Origin of the sequence: Yersinia aldovae ATCC 35236, from assembly GCF_000173735.1 — a bacterium.
Lineage (GTDB): Bacteria > Pseudomonadota > Gammaproteobacteria > Enterobacterales > Enterobacteriaceae > Yersinia > Yersinia aldovae.
In genome coordinates this window covers 18,245-43,032 of record NZ_ACCB01000035.1, presented here as the reverse complement: position 1 = coordinate 43,032, position 24,788 = coordinate 18,245, and the positions used below count along the sequence as shown (strand labels likewise).

Sequence of the window (24,788 nt, the reverse complement as noted above, 5' to 3'; positions counted from 1 at the left end):
CTGTCTCATTTTAGGGGGAGTGGACAAATTCTTACCGATTAATCCATCTGTATCCATCTGTATCCATCTGCGGGAATGTTCCATCTAACAGTACCGCATTTAGTTTTATATCTTTTGGGCCAATTCCGTTCAGTCGAAACTCTGATGATACGCAGCCTTCATGATCCATTTCTGCCATCACGGCCCGGCAAGAGATATCAATAGCAGGAGATTTAAGTCGCTCTTTCCAGAAAACTGACACTGATGCTCCAGTGTCCAAAACCATGTTGTATTCCTTTGAATTCTGCGAAACGTTGACTGTAATTCCTTCTTGTGTAACCTGTAGCGGTAATGAAATCCAGCCATCGGTCATGTTGATACCCAGTGCTTGGGTGTTGTCCGCAACCGATAGACGCTGATTTTTATAATCAATAAGTACAGCCTTTTCCTTGAATAAACCTAGACCAATCATCATCGTGTTTGGGAGGTTGCTGTCGGGAGTGAGGGGCATTCCCCGAGGAGAACTAATAGACATCCCCTTAATATCTTCAAATATCATTCCATTAATCGAAAGTCGAGGAATCTGGAATTTGTCATTGAGGAAAACCTTTCCAGTCAGATCAGTTGTGCGTTGTTTTCCAGTATTAAGCACCAAACCGGAGAGTTGTGTCATAACATCTTTGAATAAGTACAAAGCAAAGGAGGCTCCTGTATCGATCATAAATGTTTGACGTTGACCGTTTATTTCAACAGTGGTCATTGGTACAGAAGCACTATCCAACTTAAAAGGCATATGCATGACAGCTTCGGAAGTGATAGGCTGTTTTTGTTGAGCGTTACAAGGGACAATAAATACGATTGCAGTGGATAAGAGACCGAATGCAATAAAGCATTTATTCAGTAAAAAATACATGAGAATTTTCCTTTTCCATTTCAGAGTTGTTGCTGAGATCAAATACCTTATCCGCCATTGCGATCATGGTTGGGCGGTGGGCAACAAAAATTCGTGTTACCTTCAACTCGCGTATTGAATCATTAATTCGGGCTTCGTTATCGATATCGAGATCACTAGTTGCTTCATCAAGAAAGAGTATCCGAGGGCGTTTGTACAAGGCGCGAGCCAGAGAAATACGTTGCCGTTGCCCACCTGACAGGGCACTGCCCATATCACCCACCATTGTTTCATATTTCATTGGCATGGCTTCGATTTCCGTATGAATCGAAGCAAGACGTGCGCACTCAAACACCCATTCATTATCAGGGTGAATATCGAAAGAACTGATGTTAGCCTGTAAGGACCCTGCAAATAGTCTATCCTCTTGTAAGACACAAGCGATATGTTTGCGGTAGGTACCAAGACCTAACTGCCGAATGTCTATGCCGTCCAATAAAATAAGGCCGCTTTCTTGTGGTATTAACCCCCCCATTATTTTAAGCAGTGTAGATTTACCACAGCCTGATGGCCCTACGATGGCGAGGCTTTCGCCAGCTTTGATAGACAGGCATATATTCTCTAATACCGCGGTTTCACCTTCGCCATAACGATAACTAAGATTTGTGACTTTAATACTTCCAGCGATTGTATTTGGTGTGACTAGAACTGTACTGCCCTCATTAGGTTCGGGCGTGGCTAGAGCTACCTCTGACAGGTGTTCGCTATGCATATCGATCAGGCGGAGTTTGATAATAGAGTCAACGACGCGTATGGTTCTGGTGACATACATGTCTGAGTAAATCAAAAAAGCAAATAGCATACCTGTGGTAATGGTTCCCCCATCTATCAGTTTTGCCCCTAGCCACAAGGTGACTACAGAAGACAGCCCGATTAATAATAGTCCTACTGTCTGTGTTATCAGGTCGATCTTAAAAAGATAGATTTTTGCATTGGCTTCATCAGTAACCAAATTGAGCCAATCGGATCGTCGGCGTTCTGCCAAATCAAAGATTTTAATGCATGTGATCGCTCGTACTGTTTCAAGAAAATGTGACTGTTGCTTTGCTTCATGAGTAATCGCCTCTAGGTTGGCAGATCGGTAGGTGCGAAAAAGAAGGAATTTTATAATCGCATAGACAAATGATATTGAGACAACGACTGTCGCCAGATAGTTATTGTAGGCCCACATCAAAAAGATGAGTCCAAACACCACTACGACATCTAATAGTGATGCGACCATATCTGCTGTAAAAGCGTCCTGCACCGCCGACAATGAACTAAAACGCGAGGTAACATCACCGATATAACGCTTTTCGAAATATGAGACAGGTAAGCGGATTAGGTGGCTAAAAAGCCCGGAGTTCCATTGAATACTCAGAGTGTATTTAACTGACATAACAGTCCAGGATCGAACAATACTGAGTAACGCCCTGAGGATTAATAAGACAACAATTCCACACACTATCAATGAAACCAGATCAATATCGCCAGATATTAAAACCATATCGATAGTGAATTGAGCGGACATTGGAACCGCTATAGCAAGAAGTTCAATACAAAATGATAGAACCAAGACCTGAGTTAAAACTCGCGACAAGCCGGTAACGCTTTTGAACATGTCCAGCAGCCGAATGGTTTTCTTCTCAGAGCGTCGCTGAAAGCTTTTATTCGGCCAAATCTCAAGTGCGAAACCAGTAAATTGTTGAGATAACTCAGCTATTGAAATCTGTCTCTCGCCTTTTGCAGGGTCATGGATGAGAACCCCGTGGCGAGAAAATTTCTTTAATACCACAAAATGGTTAAATGACCAGTGCAAAATACAAGGCGTCTTTAGCTGACGGATAGAGTCCAAGTCAGCCCTAACTGGGCGTGAACCCAATGAAAGACGATCAGCAAGCACGATAATATCTCGTAGACTCATTCCCTTCAGGGACATCATATTCCAGGCAGGCTCGCTGAAAAAAACCGATCAAGTGATTAATATTATTATCAGAAATTCTGGCTGGGTTGTCATTAGCGTCAGAGTTTCCTTTATTGAATACGTAGCAGTAGTCACAATTAATATTGCAGCGTTCACTTATTTTTAATATTATTTCAAGATGTTTAATACTGTTTGTTTTTAATTGGCTGTCCATAGCTTCAGACTCCTTCAAGATTGAAACTTCTGGGCTATAGGATAAGTTCAATAGGGGCCACCAAAATTGTGGCCCCTTATAGTAGACATAGATGTTAAAAGCTTCTGGACCAGTTTAAGAAAGCATTGACCCAACCGCCAGCAATCTGATCAATGAGATCATCGGTTAGACGCTGAGGTTGATTTACTCTAGCTTTGTTAACATCAATTACGGTTTTAGTATCAATGTGTTGAATTGTTCTGTTAAGGAAGTTGCTGTTAATAAATGCTTTGATTATGTTAAATGTTTAATTATATAAATTTAATCTACCATTATAGTATTAGGTATAGATAGTTGCAAAATATGTAGTATTAACTGGCCTTCCGTTATTAGTAATATCATTTAATATGACTCAGTGTCAATGGATTATTTATTATTCTTAGGAATATAAAAGTATATAAATAATTAATTTTTCAAATAACTAAACTTAATTAAGTTATTAAGTGCGGTTAAGTAATTGGATTAAGCATATATTTAAAAAATATAAATTATTATAAGTCTATTTAGAATGGTAAGGCTGTTTTTGATATTTCTCATTCAGATGAATACATATTGTGGCGTGCAGTGTGCTGCCACAATACGTATTCAGCTAGATTTAGCGCCCGCTGGTCAGTTTTTCCAGATCAGATTCAATTTCAGCAATCTTATTGGTAACCACACTCTCTAAATGACGTAAGTCATCCAGAATTTTACGTTTCAAATCCACTTCAATTTGATCACGTTTACAGAGCTGATCCAGTTCATCAATGACATAGCGTAGATTGGGATTAATTTCGTTGATTTCTTTATAGCCGTGACCGGCATTATCAGCCACCACCGTTTTGCGTTGGCGCGGATATTTGAATTTCACACTTTTGGCAAAAAATTCGCCTTTATCTTTGCGGAAATAAATTTTCAGAATGTCGTTGTTGGCCTCCTGACGCAGGCTATAGCGATCAACATCTTCTGGTTGTGTGATTCCTAAGCTTTTCAGATTGTCGTACATAGCGCCACCCTTTTAGTTTTATATTCCACAAGTTATGATTATGACGGTAAATTTAGTCAAAGTATGTGATTGCAGGCGATAATGTCACAACGCAAAAAATAGCGGGTGATTAGCCCGCTATTTATCATCTTAGTCGATGGTGCGTAATAACTCATTAATACCGACTTTACCGAGGGTTTTCGCATCAACTTTCTTCACGATAACCGCACAATACAGGCTGTAGCTGCCGTCTTTTGATGGCAAGTTACCTGAAACAACCACAGAGCCTGCGGGAACGCGGCCATAATGGACTTCGCCAGTTTCACGGTCATAAATACGGGTGCTTTGACCGATAAATACGCCCATTGAGATAACTGAGCCTTCTTCGACGATAACCCCTTCGACCACTTCTGAACGCGCGCCGACAAAGCAGTTATCTTCGATAATGGTTGGGTTGGCTTGCAGCGGTTCCAGAACGCCACCAATGCCGACGCCGCCAGACAGGTGAACATTCTTACCAATTTGCGCGCAAGAACCCACAGTTGCCCATGTATCGACCATAGTGCCTTCATCAACAAACGCACCAATATTCACATAAGAAGGCATCAGCACAGTATTACGGGCGATAAATGCCCCTTTGCGCACCGTGGCTGGGGGCACGACGCGGAAACCTTCGCGTTGGAAACGGGCTTCATCGTAACCGGCGAATTTCATCGGCACTTTATCGTAGTAACGGGTTTCAGCGCCTTCCATGACCTGGTTGTCATTGATGCGAAAAGAGAGCAATACCGCCTTTTTCAGCCATTGGTGAGTGACCCACTGACCGTCAATTTTTTCGGCAACCCGCAGCGCACCGGTATCCAGTAAATCAATTACATGGTTAATCGCTTCGCGCGTGACGGTATCAACATTCGCCGGAGTGATATCTGCACGGCGTTCGAAAGCGGTTTCAATAACGTTCTGTAGTTGCTGCATCCTGTTCTTTCCTGATGTTATACCCTTCGTACTTGAAGCCATTGCGGTGTGAGCAATAACGTCAATGATCTTGGGGGGTCGATTGTAAGAAAATTAATGACTAAAAAGATATTTGTATCACAGTTTGTCGTTCGGATTGAGGGTATCTGTCAACCGCTGTGCTAATTCGTGACGGGTTTCAATGCTCAACGCGCGGCGATCTTTATCCGCTAACACAAATAAATCCTCCACCCGCTCGCCGATAGTGGTGATACGTGCGCTATGCAGTGATAAACCTAAATCAGCAAATATCTCACCCACGCGCGCCAGTAAACCCGGTTGGTCAAGAGCGATTAGCTCCAGATAGGTGCGGCGCTCGTTGTGCGTCGGTAAGAAATTGGCTTCGGTGGGTACACTGAAATGCCGTAGTTTGGGCGATAACCGCCTGACGCGTGGAGGCTGGTAATTAGGTTGAGTCATGGCTTGTTGCAATGCCTGGCGGATGATTGGGTGCCGGTCTTGCGCCAATGGGCTGCCATCGGGTTCTAACACGATAAAAGTGTCCATCGCCATACCATCGCGGTTGGTGAAGATTTGTGCGTCATGAACACTCAGATTGCGGCGGTCCAATTCACCGACAACTGCGGCAAACAGTGATGGGCGATCAGGGCTCCAGATAAAGATTTCAGTGCCGCCACGGGTCGCCTGTCGGCTCACCAAAACCAGCGGCTGGGTTGAGTCGTGCTCTAACAAGTGACGGGCGTGCCAGGCGAGTTGGTTTGGCGAGTGGCGTAGGAAGTAATCTGCTCGGCAGCGGCTCCAGATGCGGTGCAGTGCTTCTTCATCGATATTATCCATCCGCAGCAGTGCCAAGGCTTGCAGGCGGTGATGACGCACGCGTTCGCGCAAATCCGGGCTGTTTTGCATACCACGGCGTAACTGTTTCTCTGTGGCGAAATAAAGTTCGCGTAACAGGCTTTGTTTCCAGCTATTCCACAAATTTTCATTGGTGGCGCAGATATCGGCTACCGTCAGGCTGACTAAATAGCGCAAGCGGGTTTCACTTTGTACTTCGGCGGAAAATTGCTGAATCACCGCCGGGTCCTGAATATCACGACGCTGAGCTGTCACTGACATCAATAAGTGGCAACGCACCAGCCAGGCAACAAGCTGGGCTTCGCGGGAGTTAAGTCCATGCTGCTCGGCAAACGCCAATACATCCTGTGCGCCAAGGATGGAATGGTCGCCACCGCGCCCTTTGGCGATATCGTGAAACAGTGCTGCCAGCAGCAATAATTCAGGTTGAGGCAGGCGTGGATAAAGTTCGACACAAAGAGGGTGACGTGGGCGGGTGGTTTCATCGGCAAAACTTTCGAGTTTCAGTAACACCCTAATGGTGTGTTCATCGACGGTATAGGCATGAAACAGGTCAAATTGCATCTGGCCGACAATGCTGCCCCATTGCGGCATATAAGCCCACAACACGCTGTGACGGTGCATTGGCAACAACGCCCGGGAAACTGCTCCCGGATGGCGCAAAATGGCCATAAATAGCTTACGGGCTTCAGGAATGTGGCATAAAGGTGTTTTCAGATGCCTGCGAGCATGACGCAAGCGCCGCACTGTGGTGGAATAGATGCCTTTGATGTCCTGATTGCGCACCATCAGATAAAACATACGCATAATGGCTTCAGGATGCTGAACAAACAGGTTTTCATCACGTAAATCTATTAAATCGCCGCGCAATTGAAACTCGTCGTCCAGCGGGCGCGGTTTCTCGTTAGTCTCCAGCGCCAATATGGCTTCATCAAATAGCTGCAACAGCATATTATTCAATTCACTGACCCGACGCGTCATACGATAAAAATCTTTCATCATACGTTCGACCGGTTCATTGCCCTCACCCTGATATTGCAAAAGCTGGGCCACACTCAGTTGGCGATCAAAGAGCAGACGATTATCATAACGCGTCAATACCAAATGCAAGGCAAAGCGTATTCGCCACAAAAAACTTTGGCTTTCAATTAGTTCGTCACGTTCGGCTTTAGTTAGAAAACCGAAATCAACCATCTCACTCAACGAGGTGGCACCAAAATGGCGGCGCGCAACCCACAATAAAGTATGGATATCGCGTAACCCTCCGGGGCTGCTTTTGATATCCGGCTCCAGATTATAACTGGTGCCGTGATAGCGTTTATGGCGTTCTTGTTGTTCGGCGATTTTGGCATGGAAAAAGAGAGGTGATGGCCAGAAACTGTCGCTAAAAATGTGTTTCTGCATTTGTAAGAATAAAGCTACATCGCCACAAATCAGCCGTGATTCGATCATATTGGTGGCAACGCTGAGGTCAGCCAGCCCTTCCAGTAAGCACTCTTCTAACGTACGTACACTGTGACCGACTTCCAGTTTTAAGTCCCATAGCAAGGTAATCAACTGACCAATCCGCTGGGCGTGCTCCTCACTCAGGCGTTGCTTACTCAGCACCAGAACATCAATGTCAGACAGGGGGTGTAGTTCACCGCGGCCATAACCCCGACGGCAACCAGCGCGGTTTCCGGCACCTCATCAAAGCCTGAGAATGTCCACAGCCGTTGCAACAGGCGATCGATAAAATCGCTGCGTGCCGCAATCAGTGTCTCGGCACTGATGCCACCGTTGAAGGCTTGAGCCAGCCAGTGCTGAAAGGCTTCGAGCTTTTGCTTAAGTTGTGGGCAATCAAGTTCACTATCAAGATAGGTACAGGGAGGTGCGGGCTGCTCAGGAATAACAGGGGTGAGTTTGGGTGACAGAGAGTGATCGGTGTGGTTGTCAGACATATATTCCCCGTTGATAAACAGTCCGATTAATGTAGACCTGATGAGAAGACGCAGCCCATAAAAAAGCCGGCGGTTGCCGGCTTGCGATTATTACTCGTGCGTTATGATGTTGGGGAGGGTGTCATCCTTGCGCAACGTCATTATTTCGCAGCCGTTATCAGTTACCACAATAGTATGCTCATACTGCGCCGACAAGCTGCGATCTTTAGTTTTTACGGTCCAACCGTCTTTCATGGTACGGATGCGGTAATCGCCTGCATTTACCATTGGTTCAATAGTGAACGCCATACCCGGTTGCAGAATGACGCCATTGTCATCGGCATCGTAATGCAGCACTTGTGGCTCTTCATGGAAACCTTCGCCAATGCCGTGACCGCAGTATTCACGTACCACAGAGAAGTTCTCAGCTTCAACAAATTGCTGGATAGCCTTGCCCAGTGTGCGCAGACGGATACCCGGTTTCACCATATTGATTGCCAGATACAGGCTCTCTTGAGTGACGCGGCACAGACGCTCACCCAAAATGGTTGGCTTGCCGACGATAAACATTTTTGAGGTATCGCCGTGGAAACCCTCTTTAATCACAGTAACGTCGATATTGACGATATCACCCTCTTTCAGGACTTTCTCATCACTTGGAATACCGTGGCAGATAACCTCATTTACCGAGATACAGACTGATTTCGGAAAACCGTGATAGCCCAGGCAGGCGGAGATGGCTTGCTGGTGATTAGTGATATGATCGTGACAGATACGATCCAGTTCACCGGTAGTCACACCCGGTTTTACGTGTGGTTCGATGATTTCCAGCACTTCAGCAGCCAGACGGCCAGCAACGCGCATTTTTTGAATATCTTCAGGTGTTTTGATTGAGATTGCCATGCAAAAGTGTCCGTAGGGGCTGTGAGTACTGACCAGCCGCCGTGATATGAATAAGCAGGTAAATAAATATCATATACCCTAAATAATTCGAGTTGCAGTATGACGGGTATAAATAAAAAATCTGTCGCTAATGGTATCAGCCCTGCAATTTGCTGCCAAACTTTCCTTTGCAGCAACGCCACTAAATGCAACAAAAGTTGGTGTGTCGTTGCTGTTTATGGTATAAAGCGCGCCGGCGAACCGCACTGTGTTTCAGGTCAAAGTTTCAGGTCAAGTCCTGGTGGCAGGTAGTGATTTAGCTGAGTAATACAATCGCACTCATATGTGTAAATAACACACACGTGTCGACACATACGCCGGGGTGCCCTAAAGTTTTTGATGATTATCAATTGCTTATGGGGTCGGCGTTATGGGACACGTGGAGGCATAACCCCAACTGATACTATAGAGGTTTTAATCATGGCAACTGTTTCCATGCGCGACATGCTCCAGGCCGGTGTTCACTTTGGTCACCAGACCCGTTACTGGAACCCGAAAATGAAGCCTTTCATCTTCGGCTCACGTAATAAAGTTCACATCATCAACCTGGAAAAAACTGTACCAATGTTCAACCAAGCTCTGGCTGAGTTGACTAAGATCTCTTCCCGTAAAGGTAAGATCCTGTTTGTTGGTACTAAACGCGCAGCAAGCGAAGCGGTAAAAGAAGCTGCCCACAACAGCGACCAGTTCTTCGTGAACCATCGCTGGTTGGGTGGGATGCTGACTAACTGGAAAACCGTTCGTCAGTCCATCAAACGTTTGAAAGATTTGGAAATCCAGTCTCAAGACGGCACCTTTGACAAGCTGACCAAAAAAGAAGCGCTGATGCGTACTCGTGAACTGACCAAGCTGGAAAATAGCCTGGGCGGTATCAAAGACATGGGCGGTTTACCTGACGCACTGTTTGTTGTTGATGCTGATCACGAACACATCGCTATCAAAGAAGCTAACAACCTGGGTATCCCGGTATTCTCTATCGTTGATACTAACTCCGATCCAGATGGCGTTGACTTCATCATCCCTGGTAACGATGACGCAATCCGTGCAGTAAAACTGTATCTGAATGCTGTTGCTACCGCCGTCCGTGAAGGTCGTTCTCAAGACTTGGCCGTTCAAGCGGAAGAAAGCTTCGTAGAAGCTGAATAATAAGTCAGGCTCGTCGTGAGCCCTTATTAACCAGGTATTGAAATATGTTGGTTAGGGGGCCTTTTATAGGCCCCCTTTGCGTATCTAATGTGAGATCTTGTTTTCACAAGAGAACCGAGGAAATTGAAATGGTTGCTATTACCGCTGCTTTGGTAAAAGAACTGCGTGAGCGTACTGCCGCAGGCATGATGGAATGTAAAAAGGCGTTGGTTGAAGCTAACGGCGACATCGAGCTTGCCATCGACAATATGCGTAAATCGGGTCAGGCTAAAGCGGCCAAGAAAGCAGGCCGTATCGCTGCTGAAGGCATCATCCTGGCTAAAGTTTCAGCCGACGGCAAATTCGGTGTGATTTTGGAACTGAACTGCGAAACTGATTTCGTTGCTAAAGATGCTGGCTTCAAAGCATTCGGCGAAGAAGTGATCAACGCAGCTCTGGTTGACAAAATTACCGATATCGACGTTCTGAAAGCTAAGTTCGAAGAACAACGCGCAAACCTGGTTGCTAAAATCGGTGAGAACATCAACATTCGCCGTATCGCAGTGCTGGAAGGCGATGTTCTGGGGACTTATCTGCATGGCGCACGTATCGGCGTTATGGTTGCGGCAACTGGCGCTGACGAAGAGCTGGTTAAGCACATTGCTATGCACATCGCTGCAAGCAAGCCTGAATACGTTAAGCCAGACGACGTTCCTGCTGAGGTTGTTGCGCGTGAGCACCAAATCCAGTTGGACATCGCTATCGAATCCGGCAAACCGCGTGAAATTGCCGAGAAGATGGTTGAAGGCCGTATGCGTAAGTTCACCGGCGAAGTTTCTCTGACCGGCCAGAACTTCGTGATGGACCCAAGCAAAACTGTTGGCGATCTGTTGAAAGAAAACAACGCTAACGTAGTAAACTTCATCCGCTTTGAAGTGGGCGAAGGCATTGAGAAAGTTGAGACTGACTTTGCTGCTGAAGTTGCAGCAATGAGCAAACAGTCTTAATGCTAAAAATGGGGCCGCCAGCAGGCGGTTCCATTTTATTCACTCAATACCCGTTATATTTCAAGTTACAGGTGCGTTGACTGCCTGAGTTCATCTCAGTCACTTACTGATGTAAGCCCTGAGGATTCGCTCCGTTGTCGCCTTCCTGCCACTCGAATTATTTAGGGTGTAAACTTAGTCCGTGCAGTTTTCAATGTGCAATGCCATGTTGACTCTCTGACGGTCAAGTCTCCAAATTATTACTGCTGCTTAGGACAGAACACCATGGCAACCAATGCAAAACCCGTATATCAGCGTATCCTGCTCAAGCTTAGTGGCGAAGCCCTGCAAGGCGCAGAAGGTTTTGGTATCGACGCAAGCGTTTTGGATCGCATGGCTCAGGAAGTGAAAGAGCTGGTCGAATTGGGCATTCAGGTCGGTGTGGTCATTGGCGGTGGTAACTTATTCCGCGGTGCCGGTTTGGCACAGGCTGGGATGAACCGTGTTGTGGGCGACCACATGGGAATGCTGGCGACCGTGATGAACGGCCTGGCAATGCGAGATGCACTGCACCGTGCCTATGTGAACGCCCGCCTGATGTCTGCTATTCCACTTAATGGTGTGTGTGATAATTACAGTTGGGCCGAAGCTATCAGCCTGCTGCGCCACAACCGTGTAGTGATTTTTGCTGCGGGTACGGGTAACCCCTTCTTCACCACCGATTCCGCTGCTTGCTTGCGCGGTATCGAAATTGAAGCTGATGTGGTGCTGAAAGCCACGAAAGTTGATGGGGTTTATTCTGCAGATCCGGTAAAAAATCCTGACGCGACACTGTACGAACAGTTAACCTATCAGGATGTTTTAGAACGTGAACTGAAAGTGATGGATCTGGCGGCCTTCACTTTGGCCCGTGATCACAATTTGCCTATTCGTGTCTTCAACATGAATAAACCCGGCGCACTGCGTCGCGTGGTGATGGGTGAGAACGAAGGCACATTAATCACTAAAGAAGTGATACCAACAGCTAAATAAGCGGCAGCCCGTATTGTCAGGGGCATGTGGATTTCAGATGTGCCCCTTTAACCAGCAAATGTTGGTTTGTATATTCACCGGCTATACTCAGCTATGGCCTGCCAAGTAACCAGTTTCCAAGGGTTTACAACGTGATTAACGAAATTAGAAAAGATACCGAAGTGCGCATGGAAAAATGCCTTGAAGCCTTCCAGAATCATATCAGTAAGATTCGTACCGGTCGTGCTTCTCCAAGTATTCTTGATGGTATTCAGGTTGAATATTACGGCACTGCAACGCCATTGCGCCAGCTGGCGAACATTGTTGTTGAAGATTCACGCACTCTGGCGTTGACCGTGTTTGACCGTAGCCTGAGCGCTGCTGTTGAGAAAGCGATCATGACTTCAGATTTGGGCCTGAACCCTTCTTCTGCCGGTACTGTCATTCGTGTTCCACTGCCAGCATTGACCGAAGAGCGTCGTAAAGACTTAATCAAAGTTGTGCGCGCAGAAGCAGAGCAGGGCCGTGTTTCGATTCGTAACGTGCGCCGTGATGCTAACGAAAAAGTGAAAGCTTTGCTGAAAGACAAAGAAATCAGTGAAGATGAAGATCGCCGTTCTCAGGACGACGTGCAGAAACTGACCGACGCTTTTATCAAAAAAGTGGATGCGGCACTGGCTGCGAAAGAAGCTGAGTTGATGAGTTTCTAATCCTCGCTTGCAGTAACAGGGCGTCGCTTAGGCGGCGCTTTGTTTTTGGTTAGGTTAGTGGTTTGGATTTGGCTAATGTCAATTTAAAATCAATGACTTGACGGGGTTCGTGTTTTTATTGCATCAATGCTTATCAGACCAATGCTTTATTCGGTCAATGCTTTATCGGCAGCAATACGCCATAAAATTGGGTATGAGGTTATTTAAAGTACCGTCTGTCAGGCGGGTGGTTTGATGCCTCACCTATCATAAAAACAGTTATTCAGAGCACCCTCATGAAGCAACTGACTATTCTTGGCTCTACTGGTTCTATTGGCAACAGCACTCTGGCAGTTGTCCGCGCTAATCCTGAATTATTCAAAATTACTGCATTGGTTGCGGGCCGCAATGTCGCACAGATGGCGCAGCAATGTCTTGAATTTACCCCCCGTTATGCGGCGATGTCTGATGAGGACTCGGCTAAAGCGCTGCGCCTGGTATTAGCAGATAAGGGTTCAAAGACGGAAGTCTATTCTGGCGTTAAAGCCGCTTGCGAATTAGCCGCTTTAGATGGCGTTGATCAGGTGATGGCCGCCATTGTCGGCGTCGCCGGTTTGCCCTCGACACTGGCAGCTATTCGCGCCGGTAAGCAGGTCTTGCTGGCCAATAAAGAGTCACTGATTACCTGTGGCAAACTCTTTATGGATGAAGTTGCCCGCAGCCATGCGCAATTACTGCCTATCGACAGTGAGCATAATGCGATTTTTCAGAGTTTACCTGAAAAAGTTCAGCGGCAACTGGGCTATTCTTCATTACACGAAAACGGTGTTTCACGCATTATTCTGACTGGCTCTGGTGGCCCACTGCGTGAAATCTCACTCGCACAATTTGCGGATGTAACACCGGATCAGGCTTGTGCTCACCCTAATTGGTCGATGGGGCGTAAAATCTCAGTCGATTCAGCAACCATGATGAATAAAGGGTTGGAGTATATCGAAGCCCGCTGGTTATTTAATGCCAGTGCCGAGCAAGTTGAGGTTATTTTACATCCTCAATCGGTGATCCACTCAATGGTACGCTATCATGATGGCAGCGTATTGGCGCAGATGGGAACCCCCGATATGCGCACGCCAATTGCCCATGCGATGGCTTATCCGACGCGAGTTAACTCTGGTGTCGCGCCATTGGATTTCTGCAAGATACGCGAGCTGACTTTTTCTGAGCCGGATTATCAACGTTATCCGTGCCTAAAACTGGCAATAGATGCCAGCCATGCCGGGCAGGCTGCAACCACCGCGCTCAATGCGGCGAATGAAGTATCGGTGATGGCATTCCTGAATTCGCACATTCGTTTCACTGATATTGTAGCGGTTAACTGTACAGTGGTTGAGCAATTGGCATTACAAGAGCCAATTAGTGTTGAAGAGGTTCTGGTGATTGACCGCAAAGCCCGTGATGTGGCGGCTCAGGTCATCGCAAAACTGAGTCGTTAATCTACATTGGCCGTTGTGGGAATTTGTGAGGTTAGGGCTGAGATGGTATAGTCTGCACCGTCAATGGACTGATAGACTGTTGATTAGTGGCCCAATAGGTATTTTAACCGTCTATTTTGGCTGTCGCTTAAGAAGCCGTGACTGGGTACACGGCTTTTTTGTGCGTATGCTGCCTAATGTTCGGGATGAACAATTGATTTCTTGAGGAAATGAGTTCGCATTATGTCGTCTTTAAATGAAGATAGGGCTAACTTGTCCCCCCTGAATCCACGCCATGTTGCTATTATTATGGATGGCAATGGGCGTTGGGCTAAGAATCGGGGTAAATTAAGGGTTTTCGGTCATAAAGCGGGAGTGAAGTCGGTTCGTCGTGCGGTCAGTTTTGCCGCTACTCATCATTTGGATGCACTCACGCTTTATGCTTTCAGTAGTGAAAACTGGAATCGCCCTGCTCAGGAAGTCACTGCACTGATGGAGCTTTTTGTTCGCGCACTGGACAGTGAAGTAAAAAGCCTGCATAAACATAATGTTCGTTTATCGGTCATTGGTGATATCAGCCGCTTTAGTGAGCGTTTGCAGGAGCGGATACGCCGCTCAGAAGCATTAACTGCAAACAATGACGGTCTGAGGCTCAACATTGCTGCTAATTATGGTGGTCGTTGGGATATTATTCAGGGAATGCGCCAGTTAGCTGCTCAAGTGCAGCGAGGGGAATTGCAACCCACAGATATCAGTGAAGAATCGCTAAACTCGCATATCTGCCTGCATGAGCAATCTGAGGTGGATTTAGTGATCAGAACCGGTGGTGAACATCGCATCAGTAATTTTTTGTTGTGGCAAATTGCCTATGCTGAACTTTACTTTACTGATGTACTCTGGCCTGATTTTGATGAACATGTCTTTGAAGGTGCGCTGAATGCATTTGCACAACGCGAGCGTCGCTTCGGGGGAACAACACCTATCGATGCACCTGCATCCTAGGGGGAACTTTTGCTGAAGTATCGTCTCATAACTGCTTTGATTTTGATTCCGGTTGTCATTGGTGCACTCTTCCTGCTTCCGCCGGTGGGTTTTGCTATTGTTACTCTGGTTGTTTGTATGCTTGCAGCCTGGGAATGGGGGCAATTAGCCGGCTTTGCCAGTCGCTCTCAGCGTATTTGGCTCGCAGTACTCTGTGGCTTTTTACTTGTCCTGATGCTGCTTAGTTTGCCTGCGTACCAACATTCAGCTCATCTTTTGCAAGTGAGTGGCCCGCTTTGGCTCTCTATGGGGTGGTGGATTGCCGCATTGCTGCTGGTGTTGACTTACCCAAGCTCTGCTGCTTTTTGGCGTGATTCACGTCTGCTGCGCCTCATTTTCGGCATTCTGACTATTATCCCGTTCTTCTGGGGAATGGTTGCTCTACGTCAGTATGGCTATGAGCATAATCACAATATCGGTGCCTGGTGGCTGTTGTATGTGATGCTGCTGGTGTGGGGAGCTGATTCCGGCGCTTATATGTTTGGCAAGTTGTTCGGTAAGCATAAGTTAGCGCCTAAAGTCTCACCCGGTAAAACATGGGAAGGATTAATTGGCGGTTTACTGACGTCAGCTCTGATATCATGGTTGTTTGGTCGATACGCACCGTTGGATATCATCCCAGAAAAACTGTTAATCTGTTCCGTGGTCGCTGCATTGGCCTCGGTACTCGGCGATTTGACCGAAAGTATGTTTAAACGTGAAGCGGGAATCAAAGACAGTGGTCATTTGATTCCTGGTCATGGTGGGATACTGGATCGTATCGATAGCCTGACCGCAGCTGTGCCGGTATTTGCCTGCTTAATGCTGTTAGTGTTTTAATCCGTCACTGACGGGGAGTTTAGGGAAATATGATGAGCATACTCTGGAGCCTGGCCGCGTTTATTGTCGCACTGGGGATCTTAATTACAGTGCATGAGTTCGGCCACTTTTGGGTGGCGCGGCGCTGTGGTGTCCGTGTTGAACGCTTTTCCATTGGTTTTGGCAAAGCGTTATGGCGTCGCACAGATCGTCAGGGAACCGAGTATGTTATCGCCCTTATCCCACTGGGCGGCTATGTTAAAATGTTGGATGAGCGCGTAGAAGCGGTTGCTCCGGAACTACGTCATCAATCTTTTAACAATAAAACCATTTTACAACGTGCGGCAATCGTCAGCGCGGGCCCTATTGCCAACTTCCTTTTTGCTATTGTTGCTTACTGGCTGGTATTTATCATCGGCGTGCCAAGTGTGCGTCCGGTTGTGGGTGATATTTCGCCACAATCCATTGCTGCACAAGCCAATATTTCTCCTGGAATGGAACTTAAGTCTGTCGATGGTATCGAAACGCCTGACTGGGATTCTGTTCGTTTGGCACTAGTCGGTAAGATTGGTGATAAGCAAACGCAAGTTGGCGTTGCTCCATTTGGTTCTGCTAATGTGGTAGAAAAAACCTTGGATTTGCGTCAGTGGCAATTTGAGCCTGACAAACAAGATCCGGTGGTCGCACTAGGTATTATCCCACGCGGCCCGCAAATTGAATCTGTCTTGGCAGAAGTCCAGCCAGGGTCAGCGGCAGAAAAGGCGGGTTTACAAGCAGGGGATAGGGTAGTTAAAGTTGGCGGTCAGTTATTAGATCGTTGGCAGACATTTGTTTTGCAAGTACGTGATAACCCCGGTAAGCCGTTGGTTTTAGATATCGAAAGGGGAGGTACCCCCTTGTCTTTGACCCTGATACCAGATACAAAATCGGTTGGAGAAAACCGCAGTGAAGGTTTTGCGGGTGTAGTTCCGAAAGTTATACCGCTTCCGGATGAGTATAAAACGATTCGCCAATATGGTCCGTTTACGGCACTCTACCAAGCTGGGGATAAAACCTGGCAGTTGATGCGGTTGACGGTAAACATGTTGGGTAAACTGATTACTGGCGATGTAAAACTGAATAACCTGAGTGGCCCGATATCTATTGCACAAGGCGCTGGGGTTTCAGCTGAGTACGGGTTGGTGTATTACCTTATGTTTTTGGCGTTAATTAGCGTCAACTTGGGCATTATCAACTTGTTCCCATTACCGGTATTAGATGGTGGACATCTGCTCTTCCTGGCGATAGAAAAGCTGAAGGGTGGGCCGGTTTCTGAGCGAGTACAGGACTTCAGTTATCGCATCGGCTCGGTTTTGCTGGTGCTATTAATGGGGCTTGCACTTTTCAATGATTTCTCCCGCCTTTAACGGCAGGGGATAGGTTAGGAAGAACGCATAACAACGATGGCGATGAAAAAGTTGCTCATAGCGTCGCTGCTGTTTGGCAGCGCCACCGTATACGGTGCAGACGGGTTCGTAGTGAAAGATATTCATTTCGAAGGCCTGCAACGGGTCGCCGTCGGTGCGGCGTTACTTAATATGCCGGTTCGCGTAGGCGATACCGTCAGTGATGAAGACATCGGTAAAACTATCCGTGCGTTGTTTGCTACAGGCAACTTCGAGGACGTTCGTGTCCTGCGCGATGGTAATACGCTGATTGTTCAAGTCAAAGAACGCCCAACGATTGCTAGCATCACTTTCTCTGGTAACAAAGCGGTGAAAGATGACATGCTCAAGCAGAATCTGGAAGCCTCTGGCGTCCGGGTTGGCGAGGCCCTGGACCGAACCACTATATCCAGCATTGAAAAAGGACTCGAAGACTTCTACTACAGTGTGGGTAAATACAGCGCTTCAGTGAAAGCTGTCGTTACGCCACTGCCACGTAACCGTGTTGATCTCAAACTGGTCTTTACCGAAGGTATGTCTGCAAAAATTCAGCAGATTAACATTGTCGGTAACCACAGCTTCACTACTGATGAACTCATCTCTCGCTTCCAACTGCGTGATGAAGTGCCGTGGTGGAACGTGGTGGGTGATCGTAAATATCAGAAGCAGAAACTGGCAGGCGACCTTGAAACCTTGCGCAGCTTCTATCTGGATCGCGGTTATGCACGATTTAACATCGATTCTACTCAGGTGAGTCTGACGCCAGATAAGAAAGGCATCTATATCACCATCAATATTACCGAAGGCAACCAATACAAGCTTAATAGCGTGATTGTGAGCGGTAATCTTGCAGGCCATCAATCAGAAGCCGAAAAGCTGACGAAGATTGAGCCGGGTGAATTGTTTAACGGCAGTAAAGTCACACGCATGGAAGATGACATCAAGAAGTTGTTGGGTCGCTATGGTTATGCTTATCCGCGTGTGGTATCTCAGCCAGAAATCAATGACGCGGATAAAACCGTTAGCTTACATATTAACGTAGATGCAGGTAACCGTTTCTACGTTCGAAATGTTCGTTTTGAAGGTAACGATACCAGTAAAGACTCGGTATTGCGTCGTGAAATGCGTCAGATGGAAGGCGCATGGTTGGGTAATGATCAGGTTGAAGCGGGTAAAGAACGTTTGAACCGCTTAGGCTATTTCGAAACCGTTGATGTTGAAACGCAACGCGTTCCGGGGACGGCTGATCAGGTAGACGTGACTTATAAAGTTAAGGAACGAAACACCGGTAGCTTAAACTTTGGTATCGGTTACGGTACTGAAAGTGGCGTGAGTTTCCAGGTGGGTGTTCAGCAAGATAACTGGCTCGGTACCGGTAATACAGTGGGTATCAACGGTACGAAGAATGACTACCAGACCTATGCTGAATTTACTTTAACTGACCCTTACTTCACCGTTGATGGTGTGAGTCTGGGCGGTCGCATCTTCTATAATGATTTTAAAGCGGATAACGCGGATCTATCGGGCTATACCAACAGTAGCTATGGTCTTGACGGTACTTTAGGTTTCCCAATCAATGAGAATAACTCATTGCGTGTGGGCCTCGGTTACGTCCATAACGATCTGTCTGATATGCAGCCGCAGGTTGCCATGTGGCGCTACCTTAATTCAGTTGGGGAAAATCCTAACTTAACCGACCGTGCTAGCTTCACTGCTGATGATTTTACCTTGAACCTGGGTTGGACATATAACAACCTGGATCGTGGTTTCTTCCCGACGTCGGGCACGAAATCCTCGGTCAATGGTAAAGTAACGGTACCAGGCTCGGATAACGAGTTCTATAAAGTGACTTTTGATACCTCATCTTATCAGCCGTTAGATCAAGATAAGACATGGGTGCTCTTGGGGCGTGGACGCTTAGGCTACGGTGGTGGCATCGGCTCTAAAGAGATGCCATTCTACGAGAACTTCTATGCTGGTGGTTCAAGTTCTGTGCGTGGTTTCCGCTCTAATAACATCGGCCCTAAAGCGGCATACTACAATGCTAACGGAAGTGTCTATAATTCTACAGACGCCGTTGGTGGTAATGCGATGGCGGTGGCCAGTCTGGAATTGATAACACCGACACCGTTTATCAGTGAGAAATACGCAAACTCAGTACGTACCTCATTCTTCATTGACTCCGGTACAGTATGGGATACTAATTGGGAAAATACGGCAGCAACACAGGCTGCAGGTATTCCTGATTACAGTAAGGCGAGCAATATTCGTGTCTCTGCCGGTGTATCACTGCAATGGATGTCTCCATTGGGTCCACTTGTGTTCTCATATGCTAAACCGGTTAAAGATTATGAAGGTGATAAGTCAGAGCAATTCCAGTTTAACATTGGTAAGACTTGGTAATTGATTGGTAAAGCAGTACTGAATTTTAAAGACAGCACTGATACTGAAAGAGCCTGATGTGCGTTGGCGCAGGTTAGCGCTACATCCGGTAAGATTCAGTATCAAGTGCACTTCAAGGTGTCTCTGACACAAACAGGTAATGGTGAGGAGTTTATAGTGAAAAAGTGGTTGTGTGCCGCAGGTCTTGGTTTAGCATTGGCAGCTTCTGCCAGCGTTCAAGCCGCTGACAAGATTGCTATTGTTAATGTTTCCAGCATCTTCCAACAATTACCTGCGCGTGAAACCGTGGCTAAGCAGCTGGAGAATGAATTCAAAGGCCGTGCAACCGAACTGCAAGGAATGGAGCGCGATCTGCAGACTAAAATGCAGAAGCTGCAACGTGACGGTTCTACCATGAAGGCTAGCGATCGTACCAAGCTGGAAGGCGAAGTAATGAAGCAGCGCGAAACTTTCTCTACTAAAGCCCAGGCTTTTGAGCAAGATAATCGCCGTCGCCAGATGGAAGAGCGTAACAAAATCCTGAGCCGTATCCAGGATGCTGTTAAATCTGTTGCTAGCAAAGGCGGTTATGACGTAGTAATTGACGCGAATGCGGTTGCATACGCTGATTCTTCTAAAGATATTACTGCTGATGTGCTGAAACAGGTTAAATAAAACATGCTTTCAATTCGACTGGCTGATTTAGCCCAGCAGTTGGATGCACTGGTGTTCGGTGATGGCTCACTTGTCATCACCGGCATCGCTTCTATGCATTCTGCCGAGCCTTCGCAAATCACGTTTTTGTCAAATAGCCGCTATCAGGAACAACTCGCAACCTGCAATGCAGGTGCTGTAGTGTTAACTGAGGCAGATTTACCTTTTTGTAAATCTGCGGCTTTAGTGGTTAAAAACCCTTATTTAACCTATGCGCGCATGGCGCAGATAATGGACACCACTCCTCAGCCGGCTCAGGATATCGCGCCGAGTGCGGTGATCTCCCCACAGGCAACACTGGGGGAACGAGTTTCTATTGGTGCAAATGCAGTGATAGAGTCCGGTGTCGTACTGGGTGATAATACGATTATCGGGGCGGGTTGCTTTATTGGTAAAAATACTCACATTGGTGATGGTAGCCGTTTGTGGGCCAATGTCTCCGTTTATCATGACGTTATTATCGGGAAGAATTGCCTGATTCAATCCGGTACGGTCATTGGTGCAGATGGTTTTGGTTATGCAAATGATCGCGGCAACTGGATAAAAATTCCACAGCTCGGCTCGGTGCATATTGGTGACCGTGTTGAGATTGGCGCCTGTACCACGATTGACCGTGGCGCGCTGGATAATACGATTATTGGCAATGGTGTCATCATCGACAACCAATGTCAGATTGCACATAACGTTGTTATTGGCGACAATACCGCAGTTGCAGGTGGTGTTATCATGGCCGGTAGCCTCAAAGTTGGTCGCTATTGCATGATTGGTGGTGCCAGCGTGATCAATGGTCATATGGAGATCTGTGACAAAGTCACAATCACCGGAATGGGAATGGTGATGCGGCCAATCACTGAACCTGGGTTATACTCCTCCGGCATTCCATTACAACCCAATAAAGTATGGCGCAAGACAGCGGCTTTAGTGATGAATATTGATGGAATTAATAAACGCTTAAAAGCTGTAGAGCGTAAAATCGATAAAGAATAGCCACTCAAGCCCGACACTCTGATCAAATAATCAAGCTTATTGGCAGTTGATGCCAAAAGTAGATACTCAAAGAAATTGGAGTTTGCAGGGAGGCACCAAATGGATGACAAATTGGTTGTAAACCATTTTGAGCAGCACTTGCGCTGGCCCGCAGGGTGAGCTTCTACTGAATCTCATCATCCTGATGAACATACTCAGGCAAGTGATTCGGTGTATATGCGCAGCTAAACTGCTGTCACTTCAGGTTCGACGGATATACAGAGTTCTTAATTTGCGGCCTGCCTAATGCCTCCCTTTTGGGGCAGTGCAGGCCGTGTTGTTGATAGCATTATTTTTTAGACAGGAAGAGTATTTTGACTACTAACACTCATACTCTGGGCATTGCAGAGATTTTGGATCTACTCCCGCACCGTTTTCCGTTCTTGCTGGTAGATCGTGTCCTTGATTTCGAGGAAGGAAAATTTCTGCGTGCAGTGAAGAATGTCACGTTTAACGAGCCATTTTTCCAAGGCCATTTCCCCGGTAAGCCTATTTTCCCAGGCGTACTGATTTTAGAAGCGATGGCGCAGGCTACCGGTATTCTGGCGTTTAAAAGCGTGGGTAAACTTGAACCAGGTGAGCTTTATTATTTTGCCGGTATTGATGAAGCCCGTTTTAAGCGCCCAGTAGTACCTGGCGATCAGATGATTATGGAAGTGACTTTCGAAAAAACACGCCGTGGACTGACCCGTTTTAAAGGTGTAGCTACTGTCGATGGTAAAATTGTTTGTGAAGCGACTATGATGTGTGCTCGTAGCAAGGAGTCCTGATACGTGATTGACAAAACCGCCATTATCCATCCAAGTTCTATCGTCGAAGAAGGTGCCATTATTGGTGCCGGTGTTCGTATTGGCCCCTTCTGCTTTGTAGGATCTCAGGTGGAAATTGGCGCAGGCACGGAACTAAAATCCCATGTCGTTGTTAATGGTATAACCAAAATCGGCTGTGACAATCAGATTTACCAGTTTGCCTCTATTGGTGAAGCAAATCAGGATCTGAAATATGCTGGCGAACCTACTCGCGTTGAGATTGGTGACCGCAACCGCATCCGTGAAAGTGTCTCTATCCACCGTGGCACTGTACAAGGTGGTGGATTGACTAAAGTAGGCAGCGATAATTTGCTGATGATTAATGCCCACATCGCCCATGACTGTATCATTGGTGACCGTTGTATTCTTGCAAACAATGCAACTCTGGGTGGTCATGTAGAAATTGACGATTTTGCCATTATTGGCGGAATGACTGCTATCCATCAATTCTGTGTGATTGGTGCGCATGTGATGGTGGGGGGGTGTTCTGGCGTTGCTCAGGATGTGCCGCCTTATGTTATTGCCCAGGGCAACCATGCAACACCATTTGGTATCAATATTGAAGGGTTAAAACGTCGCGGTTTCGATAAAGAATCTCTCCATGCTATCCGTAATGCATATAAGTTGTTGTATCGCAGTGGCCGGACGTTGGATGAAGTGAAACCAGAAATTGCTGAGCTGGCGGAACAGTCTCCGGCAGTGAAAGCATTCAGTGATTTCTTTGCCCGTTCTACCCGCGGTATTATTCGCTAACCTATGCAAAATAGCCCATTAGTTGTTGATCGCCCGTCGAATAGCGGGCGTCGCTTAACCATCGGTTTGGTCGCCGGGGAAACCTCCGGCGATATCTTAGGTGCAGGATTGATGCGTGCGCTGAAAGCTCAGGTTCCGGATGCCCGCTTTGTTGGGGTTGCCGGGCCTCTGATGCAAGCCGAGGGATGTGAAGCCTGGTATGAGATGGAAGAGTTAGCAGTGATGGGGGTTGTAGAAGTATTAGAACGCCTGCCTCGCTTATTAAAGATCCGAAAAGATCTGACTCAACGCTTTAGCGAACTCTCACCAGATGTTTTCGTCGGTATCGATGCGCCAGATTTCAATATCACCCTTGAAGGGCGCTTGAAGCAGCGTGGCATCCGAACCATCCATTATGTCAGCCCATCCGTTTGGGCCTGGCGACAAAAGCGTGTTTTTAAAATTGGTAAAGCAACCGATATGGTATTGGCTTTTCTTCCTTTTGAAAAAGCGTTTTACGATCGTTTTAATGTTCCATGTCGCTTTATCGGTCACACAATGGCAGATGCCATGCCGCTGACGCCGGATAAGCAGGCTGCAAGAGCAGAGCTTGGAATAGCGCCACATGCACCTTGTTTAGCGTTATTGCCGGGTAGCCGTCACTCAGAAGTGGAAATGCTCAGTGCCGATTTTCTGCGCACAGCCGTCATCCTGAGGCAGCATTTACCTGAGTTGGAGGTGTTGGTTCCTCTGGTCAATGATAAGCGGCGCGATCAATTCGAACGCATTAAGGCTGAGGTTGCCCCAGGCTTATCGGTACATTTGTTGAATGGCCAGGCTCGTGTGGCGATGATTGCCAGCGATGCCACTTTGCTGGCTTCCGGCACTGCCGCGCTAGAATGTATGTTGGCCAAGTGTCCGATGGTGGTTGGTTACCGCATGAAGCCCTTCACATTCTGGTTGGCCGAGCGGCTGGTCAAAACCCCTTACGTCTCGTTGCCTAATTTGTTGGCTGGCGAAGAGTTAGTCACCGAACTGTTGCAGCAAGAGTGTCAGCCGCAAAAATTGGCTGATGCACTTTTACCCTTATTACAAGGTGGCGATGCCGTTGAGGAGTTAAAAGCGCGTTTCCTGATTTTACATCAGAGCATCCGCTGTGGTGCAGATGAACAGGCAGCGCAGGCCGTATTGGAGTTGGCAGGGTGATGAACGATATCTTTATATATCCACAGGCTAATCTGATTGCGGGTGTGGATGAAGTGGGTCGTGGCCCTTTAGTCGGGGCGGTTGTCACTGCGGCGGTCATTCTCGACCCTAAACGGCCAATTGTCGGTTTAGCTGACTCAAAAAAGCTAAGTGAAAAGCGCCGTTTATCTCTTTATGATGAAATTACCGACAAGGCTCTCTCATGGCGCCTGGGCCGTGCTGAGCCTGAAGAAATTGATCAACTGAATATTTTGCACGCGACAATGCTGGCAATGCAAAGAGCCGTTGCAGGGCTACATATTGCACCTGATTATGTGCTGATTGATGGCAACCGTTGCCCAAAACTGGCTATGCCATCATTGGCAGTAGTCAAAGGAGACAGCCGTGTCGCAGAGATCAGTGCCGCCTCTATTTTGGCTAAAGTGACGCGAGACCGCGAAATGACCGAACTGGATCTGAGTTTTCCTGGATATGGTTTCGCACAGCACAAAGGTTACCCAACCGCCTTTCATCTGGAAAGACTCGCGGCTTTAGGGGCCACCGAACATCATCGGCGTAGCTTTGGCCCGGTCAAGCGTGTGCTGGGTCTGGTGTAAATCACCAAGCAACATCCATAATATATGGGTATGAC

General features: G+C 47.1%; 21 protein-coding genes and 2 pseudogenes. 15 read left to right on the top strand and 8 right to left on the bottom strand.

Translation table 11 applies throughout. The features are described from left to right. Nucleotides 1-31: 31 nt before the first annotated feature. The 8 genes and pseudogenes from YALDO0001_RS15110 to map form a co-directional block, all read right to left on the bottom strand. Nucleotides 32-892: an aspartyl protease family protein gene (locus YALDO0001_RS15110; protein WP_049596246.1), complete on the bottom strand. Its 861-nt coding sequence runs from the start codon at nucleotides 890-892 to the stop codon at nucleotides 32-34. After that, on the bottom strand, nucleotides 873-2,852 hold the full coding sequence (locus tag YALDO0001_RS15105) for a peptidase domain-containing ABC transporter (RefSeq protein WP_004704372.1): 1,980 nt from the start codon (nucleotides 2,850-2,852) through the stop codon (nucleotides 873-875). Before YALDO0001_RS15105 ends, YALDO0001_RS15110 begins: the two co-directional genes overlap by 20 nt. Beyond that, a pseudogene (locus YALDO0001_RS22015) lies at nucleotides 2,845-3,048 on the bottom strand (cyclophane-forming radical SAM/SPASM peptide maturase XyeB); the annotation flags it as partial. The gene YALDO0001_RS15105 and the pseudogene YALDO0001_RS22015, both read right to left, overlap by 8 nt. A gap of 94 nt (nucleotides 3,049-3,142) precedes the next feature. Then, nucleotides 3,143-3,274 (bottom strand): XyeA family cyclophane-containing RiPP triceptide, encoded by a 132-nt coding sequence (gene xyeA, locus YALDO0001_RS22010; protein ID WP_261370020.1) that lies wholly within the window; start codon nucleotides 3,272-3,274, stop codon nucleotides 3,143-3,145. Nucleotides 3,275-3,682: 408 nt separating this feature from the next. Continuing rightward, on the bottom strand, nucleotides 3,683-4,072 hold the full coding sequence (locus tag YALDO0001_RS15100; RefSeq protein ID WP_004704370.1) for a DUF3461 family protein: 390 nt from the start codon (nucleotides 4,070-4,072) through the stop codon (nucleotides 3,683-3,685). A 129-nt stretch (nucleotides 4,073-4,201) separates the two neighbouring features. After that, a complete protein-coding gene (gene dapD / locus YALDO0001_RS15095; RefSeq protein ID WP_004704369.1) occupies nucleotides 4,202-5,026 on the bottom strand; it encodes a 2,3,4,5-tetrahydropyridine-2,6-dicarboxylate N-succinyltransferase in 825 nt (274 codons plus the stop codon). Between the two features lie 117 nt (nucleotides 5,027-5,143). After that, nucleotides 5,144-7,821: pseudogene (gene glnD / locus YALDO0001_RS15090) on the bottom strand (bifunctional uridylyltransferase/uridylyl-removing protein GlnD). Between the two features lie 90 nt (nucleotides 7,822-7,911). Next, nucleotides 7,912-8,703 (bottom strand): type I methionyl aminopeptidase, encoded by a 792-nt coding sequence (gene map / locus YALDO0001_RS15085; protein ID WP_004704362.1) that lies wholly within the window; start codon nucleotides 8,701-8,703, stop codon nucleotides 7,912-7,914. Nucleotides 8,704-9,162: 459 nt separating this feature from the next. Here map and rpsB point away from each other — a divergent pair, with 459 nt between their 5' ends. From rpsB to rnhB, 15 genes are all read left to right on the top strand, one after another. Next, entirely contained in the window at nucleotides 9,163-9,888 is a 726-nt protein-coding gene (rpsB, locus tag YALDO0001_RS15080; protein WP_004704361.1) for a 30S ribosomal protein S2, read from the top strand. Nucleotides 9,889-10,016: 128 nt separating this feature from the next. Beyond that, a complete protein-coding gene (gene tsf, locus YALDO0001_RS15075; RefSeq protein WP_004704359.1) occupies nucleotides 10,017-10,874 on the top strand; it encodes a translation elongation factor Ts in 858 nt (285 codons plus the stop codon). A gap of 264 nt (nucleotides 10,875-11,138) precedes the next feature. After that, nucleotides 11,139-11,885, top strand: coding sequence for a UMP kinase (gene pyrH / locus YALDO0001_RS15070; RefSeq protein WP_004704356.1), 747 nt, complete (start codon nucleotides 11,139-11,141; stop codon nucleotides 11,883-11,885). 131 nt (nucleotides 11,886-12,016) lie between these two features. Then, nucleotides 12,017-12,574 carry a ribosome recycling factor gene (gene frr / locus YALDO0001_RS15065; protein ID WP_004704355.1) on the top strand — a complete coding sequence of 186 codons (558 nt, stop codon included), beginning with the start codon at nucleotides 12,017-12,019 and terminating at the stop codon, nucleotides 12,572-12,574. 275 nt (nucleotides 12,575-12,849) lie between these two features. Further along, a complete protein-coding gene (gene ispC, locus YALDO0001_RS15060) occupies nucleotides 12,850-14,046 on the top strand; it encodes a 1-deoxy-D-xylulose-5-phosphate reductoisomerase (protein ID WP_004704352.1) in 1,197 nt (398 codons plus the stop codon). 222 nt (nucleotides 14,047-14,268) lie between these two features. Further along, nucleotides 14,269-15,027 (top strand): (2E,6E)-farnesyl-diphosphate-specific ditrans,polycis-undecaprenyl-diphosphate synthase, encoded by a 759-nt coding sequence (gene ispU / locus YALDO0001_RS15055; protein WP_042840200.1) that lies wholly within the window; start codon nucleotides 14,269-14,271, stop codon nucleotides 15,025-15,027. Between the two features lie 9 nt (nucleotides 15,028-15,036). Next, a complete protein-coding gene (cdsA, locus tag YALDO0001_RS15050) occupies nucleotides 15,037-15,885 on the top strand; it encodes a phosphatidate cytidylyltransferase (protein WP_042840199.1) in 849 nt (282 codons plus the stop codon). A 29-nt stretch (nucleotides 15,886-15,914) separates the two neighbouring features. Next, nucleotides 15,915-17,270 (top strand): sigma E protease regulator RseP, encoded by a 1,356-nt coding sequence (rseP, locus tag YALDO0001_RS15045; protein ID WP_004704343.1) that lies wholly within the window; start codon nucleotides 15,915-15,917, stop codon nucleotides 17,268-17,270. Between the two features lie 36 nt (nucleotides 17,271-17,306). After that, on the top strand, nucleotides 17,307-19,691 hold the full coding sequence (bamA, locus tag YALDO0001_RS15040) for an outer membrane protein assembly factor BamA (protein ID WP_004704341.1): 2,385 nt from the start codon (nucleotides 17,307-17,309) through the stop codon (nucleotides 19,689-19,691). 156 nt (nucleotides 19,692-19,847) lie between these two features. Further along, a complete protein-coding gene (gene skp / locus YALDO0001_RS15035; protein ID WP_042546721.1) occupies nucleotides 19,848-20,345 on the top strand; it encodes a molecular chaperone Skp in 498 nt (165 codons plus the stop codon). A gap of 3 nt (nucleotides 20,346-20,348) precedes the next feature. After that, nucleotides 20,349-21,371 carry a UDP-3-O-(3-hydroxymyristoyl)glucosamine N-acyltransferase gene (lpxD, locus tag YALDO0001_RS15030; protein WP_004704337.1) on the top strand — a complete coding sequence of 341 codons (1,023 nt, stop codon included), beginning with the start codon at nucleotides 20,349-20,351 and terminating at the stop codon, nucleotides 21,369-21,371. A gap of 353 nt (nucleotides 21,372-21,724) precedes the next feature. Next, nucleotides 21,725-22,180 carry a 3-hydroxyacyl-ACP dehydratase FabZ gene (gene fabZ / locus YALDO0001_RS15025; RefSeq protein WP_004704335.1) on the top strand — a complete coding sequence of 152 codons (456 nt, stop codon included), beginning with the start codon at nucleotides 21,725-21,727 and terminating at the stop codon, nucleotides 22,178-22,180. 3 nt (nucleotides 22,181-22,183) lie between these two features. After that, the gene (gene lpxA / locus YALDO0001_RS15020) at nucleotides 22,184-22,972 is read left to right on the top strand and encodes an acyl-ACP--UDP-N-acetylglucosamine O-acyltransferase (protein WP_004704332.1); all 789 of its coding nucleotides are present in this window, start codon (nucleotides 22,184-22,186) and stop codon (nucleotides 22,970-22,972) included. A 3-nt stretch (nucleotides 22,973-22,975) separates the two neighbouring features. Continuing rightward, nucleotides 22,976-24,157: a lipid-A-disaccharide synthase gene (lpxB, locus tag YALDO0001_RS15015; protein WP_004704330.1), complete on the top strand. Its 1,182-nt coding sequence runs from the start codon at nucleotides 22,976-22,978 to the stop codon at nucleotides 24,155-24,157. Continuing rightward, nucleotides 24,157-24,753, top strand: a complete 597-nt coding sequence (gene rnhB, locus YALDO0001_RS15010; protein WP_042840197.1) for a ribonuclease HII — start codon at nucleotides 24,157-24,159, stop codon at nucleotides 24,751-24,753. The genes lpxB and rnhB overlap by 1 nt, the downstream gene beginning before the upstream one ends. Nucleotides 24,754-24,788: the final 35 nt, after the last annotated feature.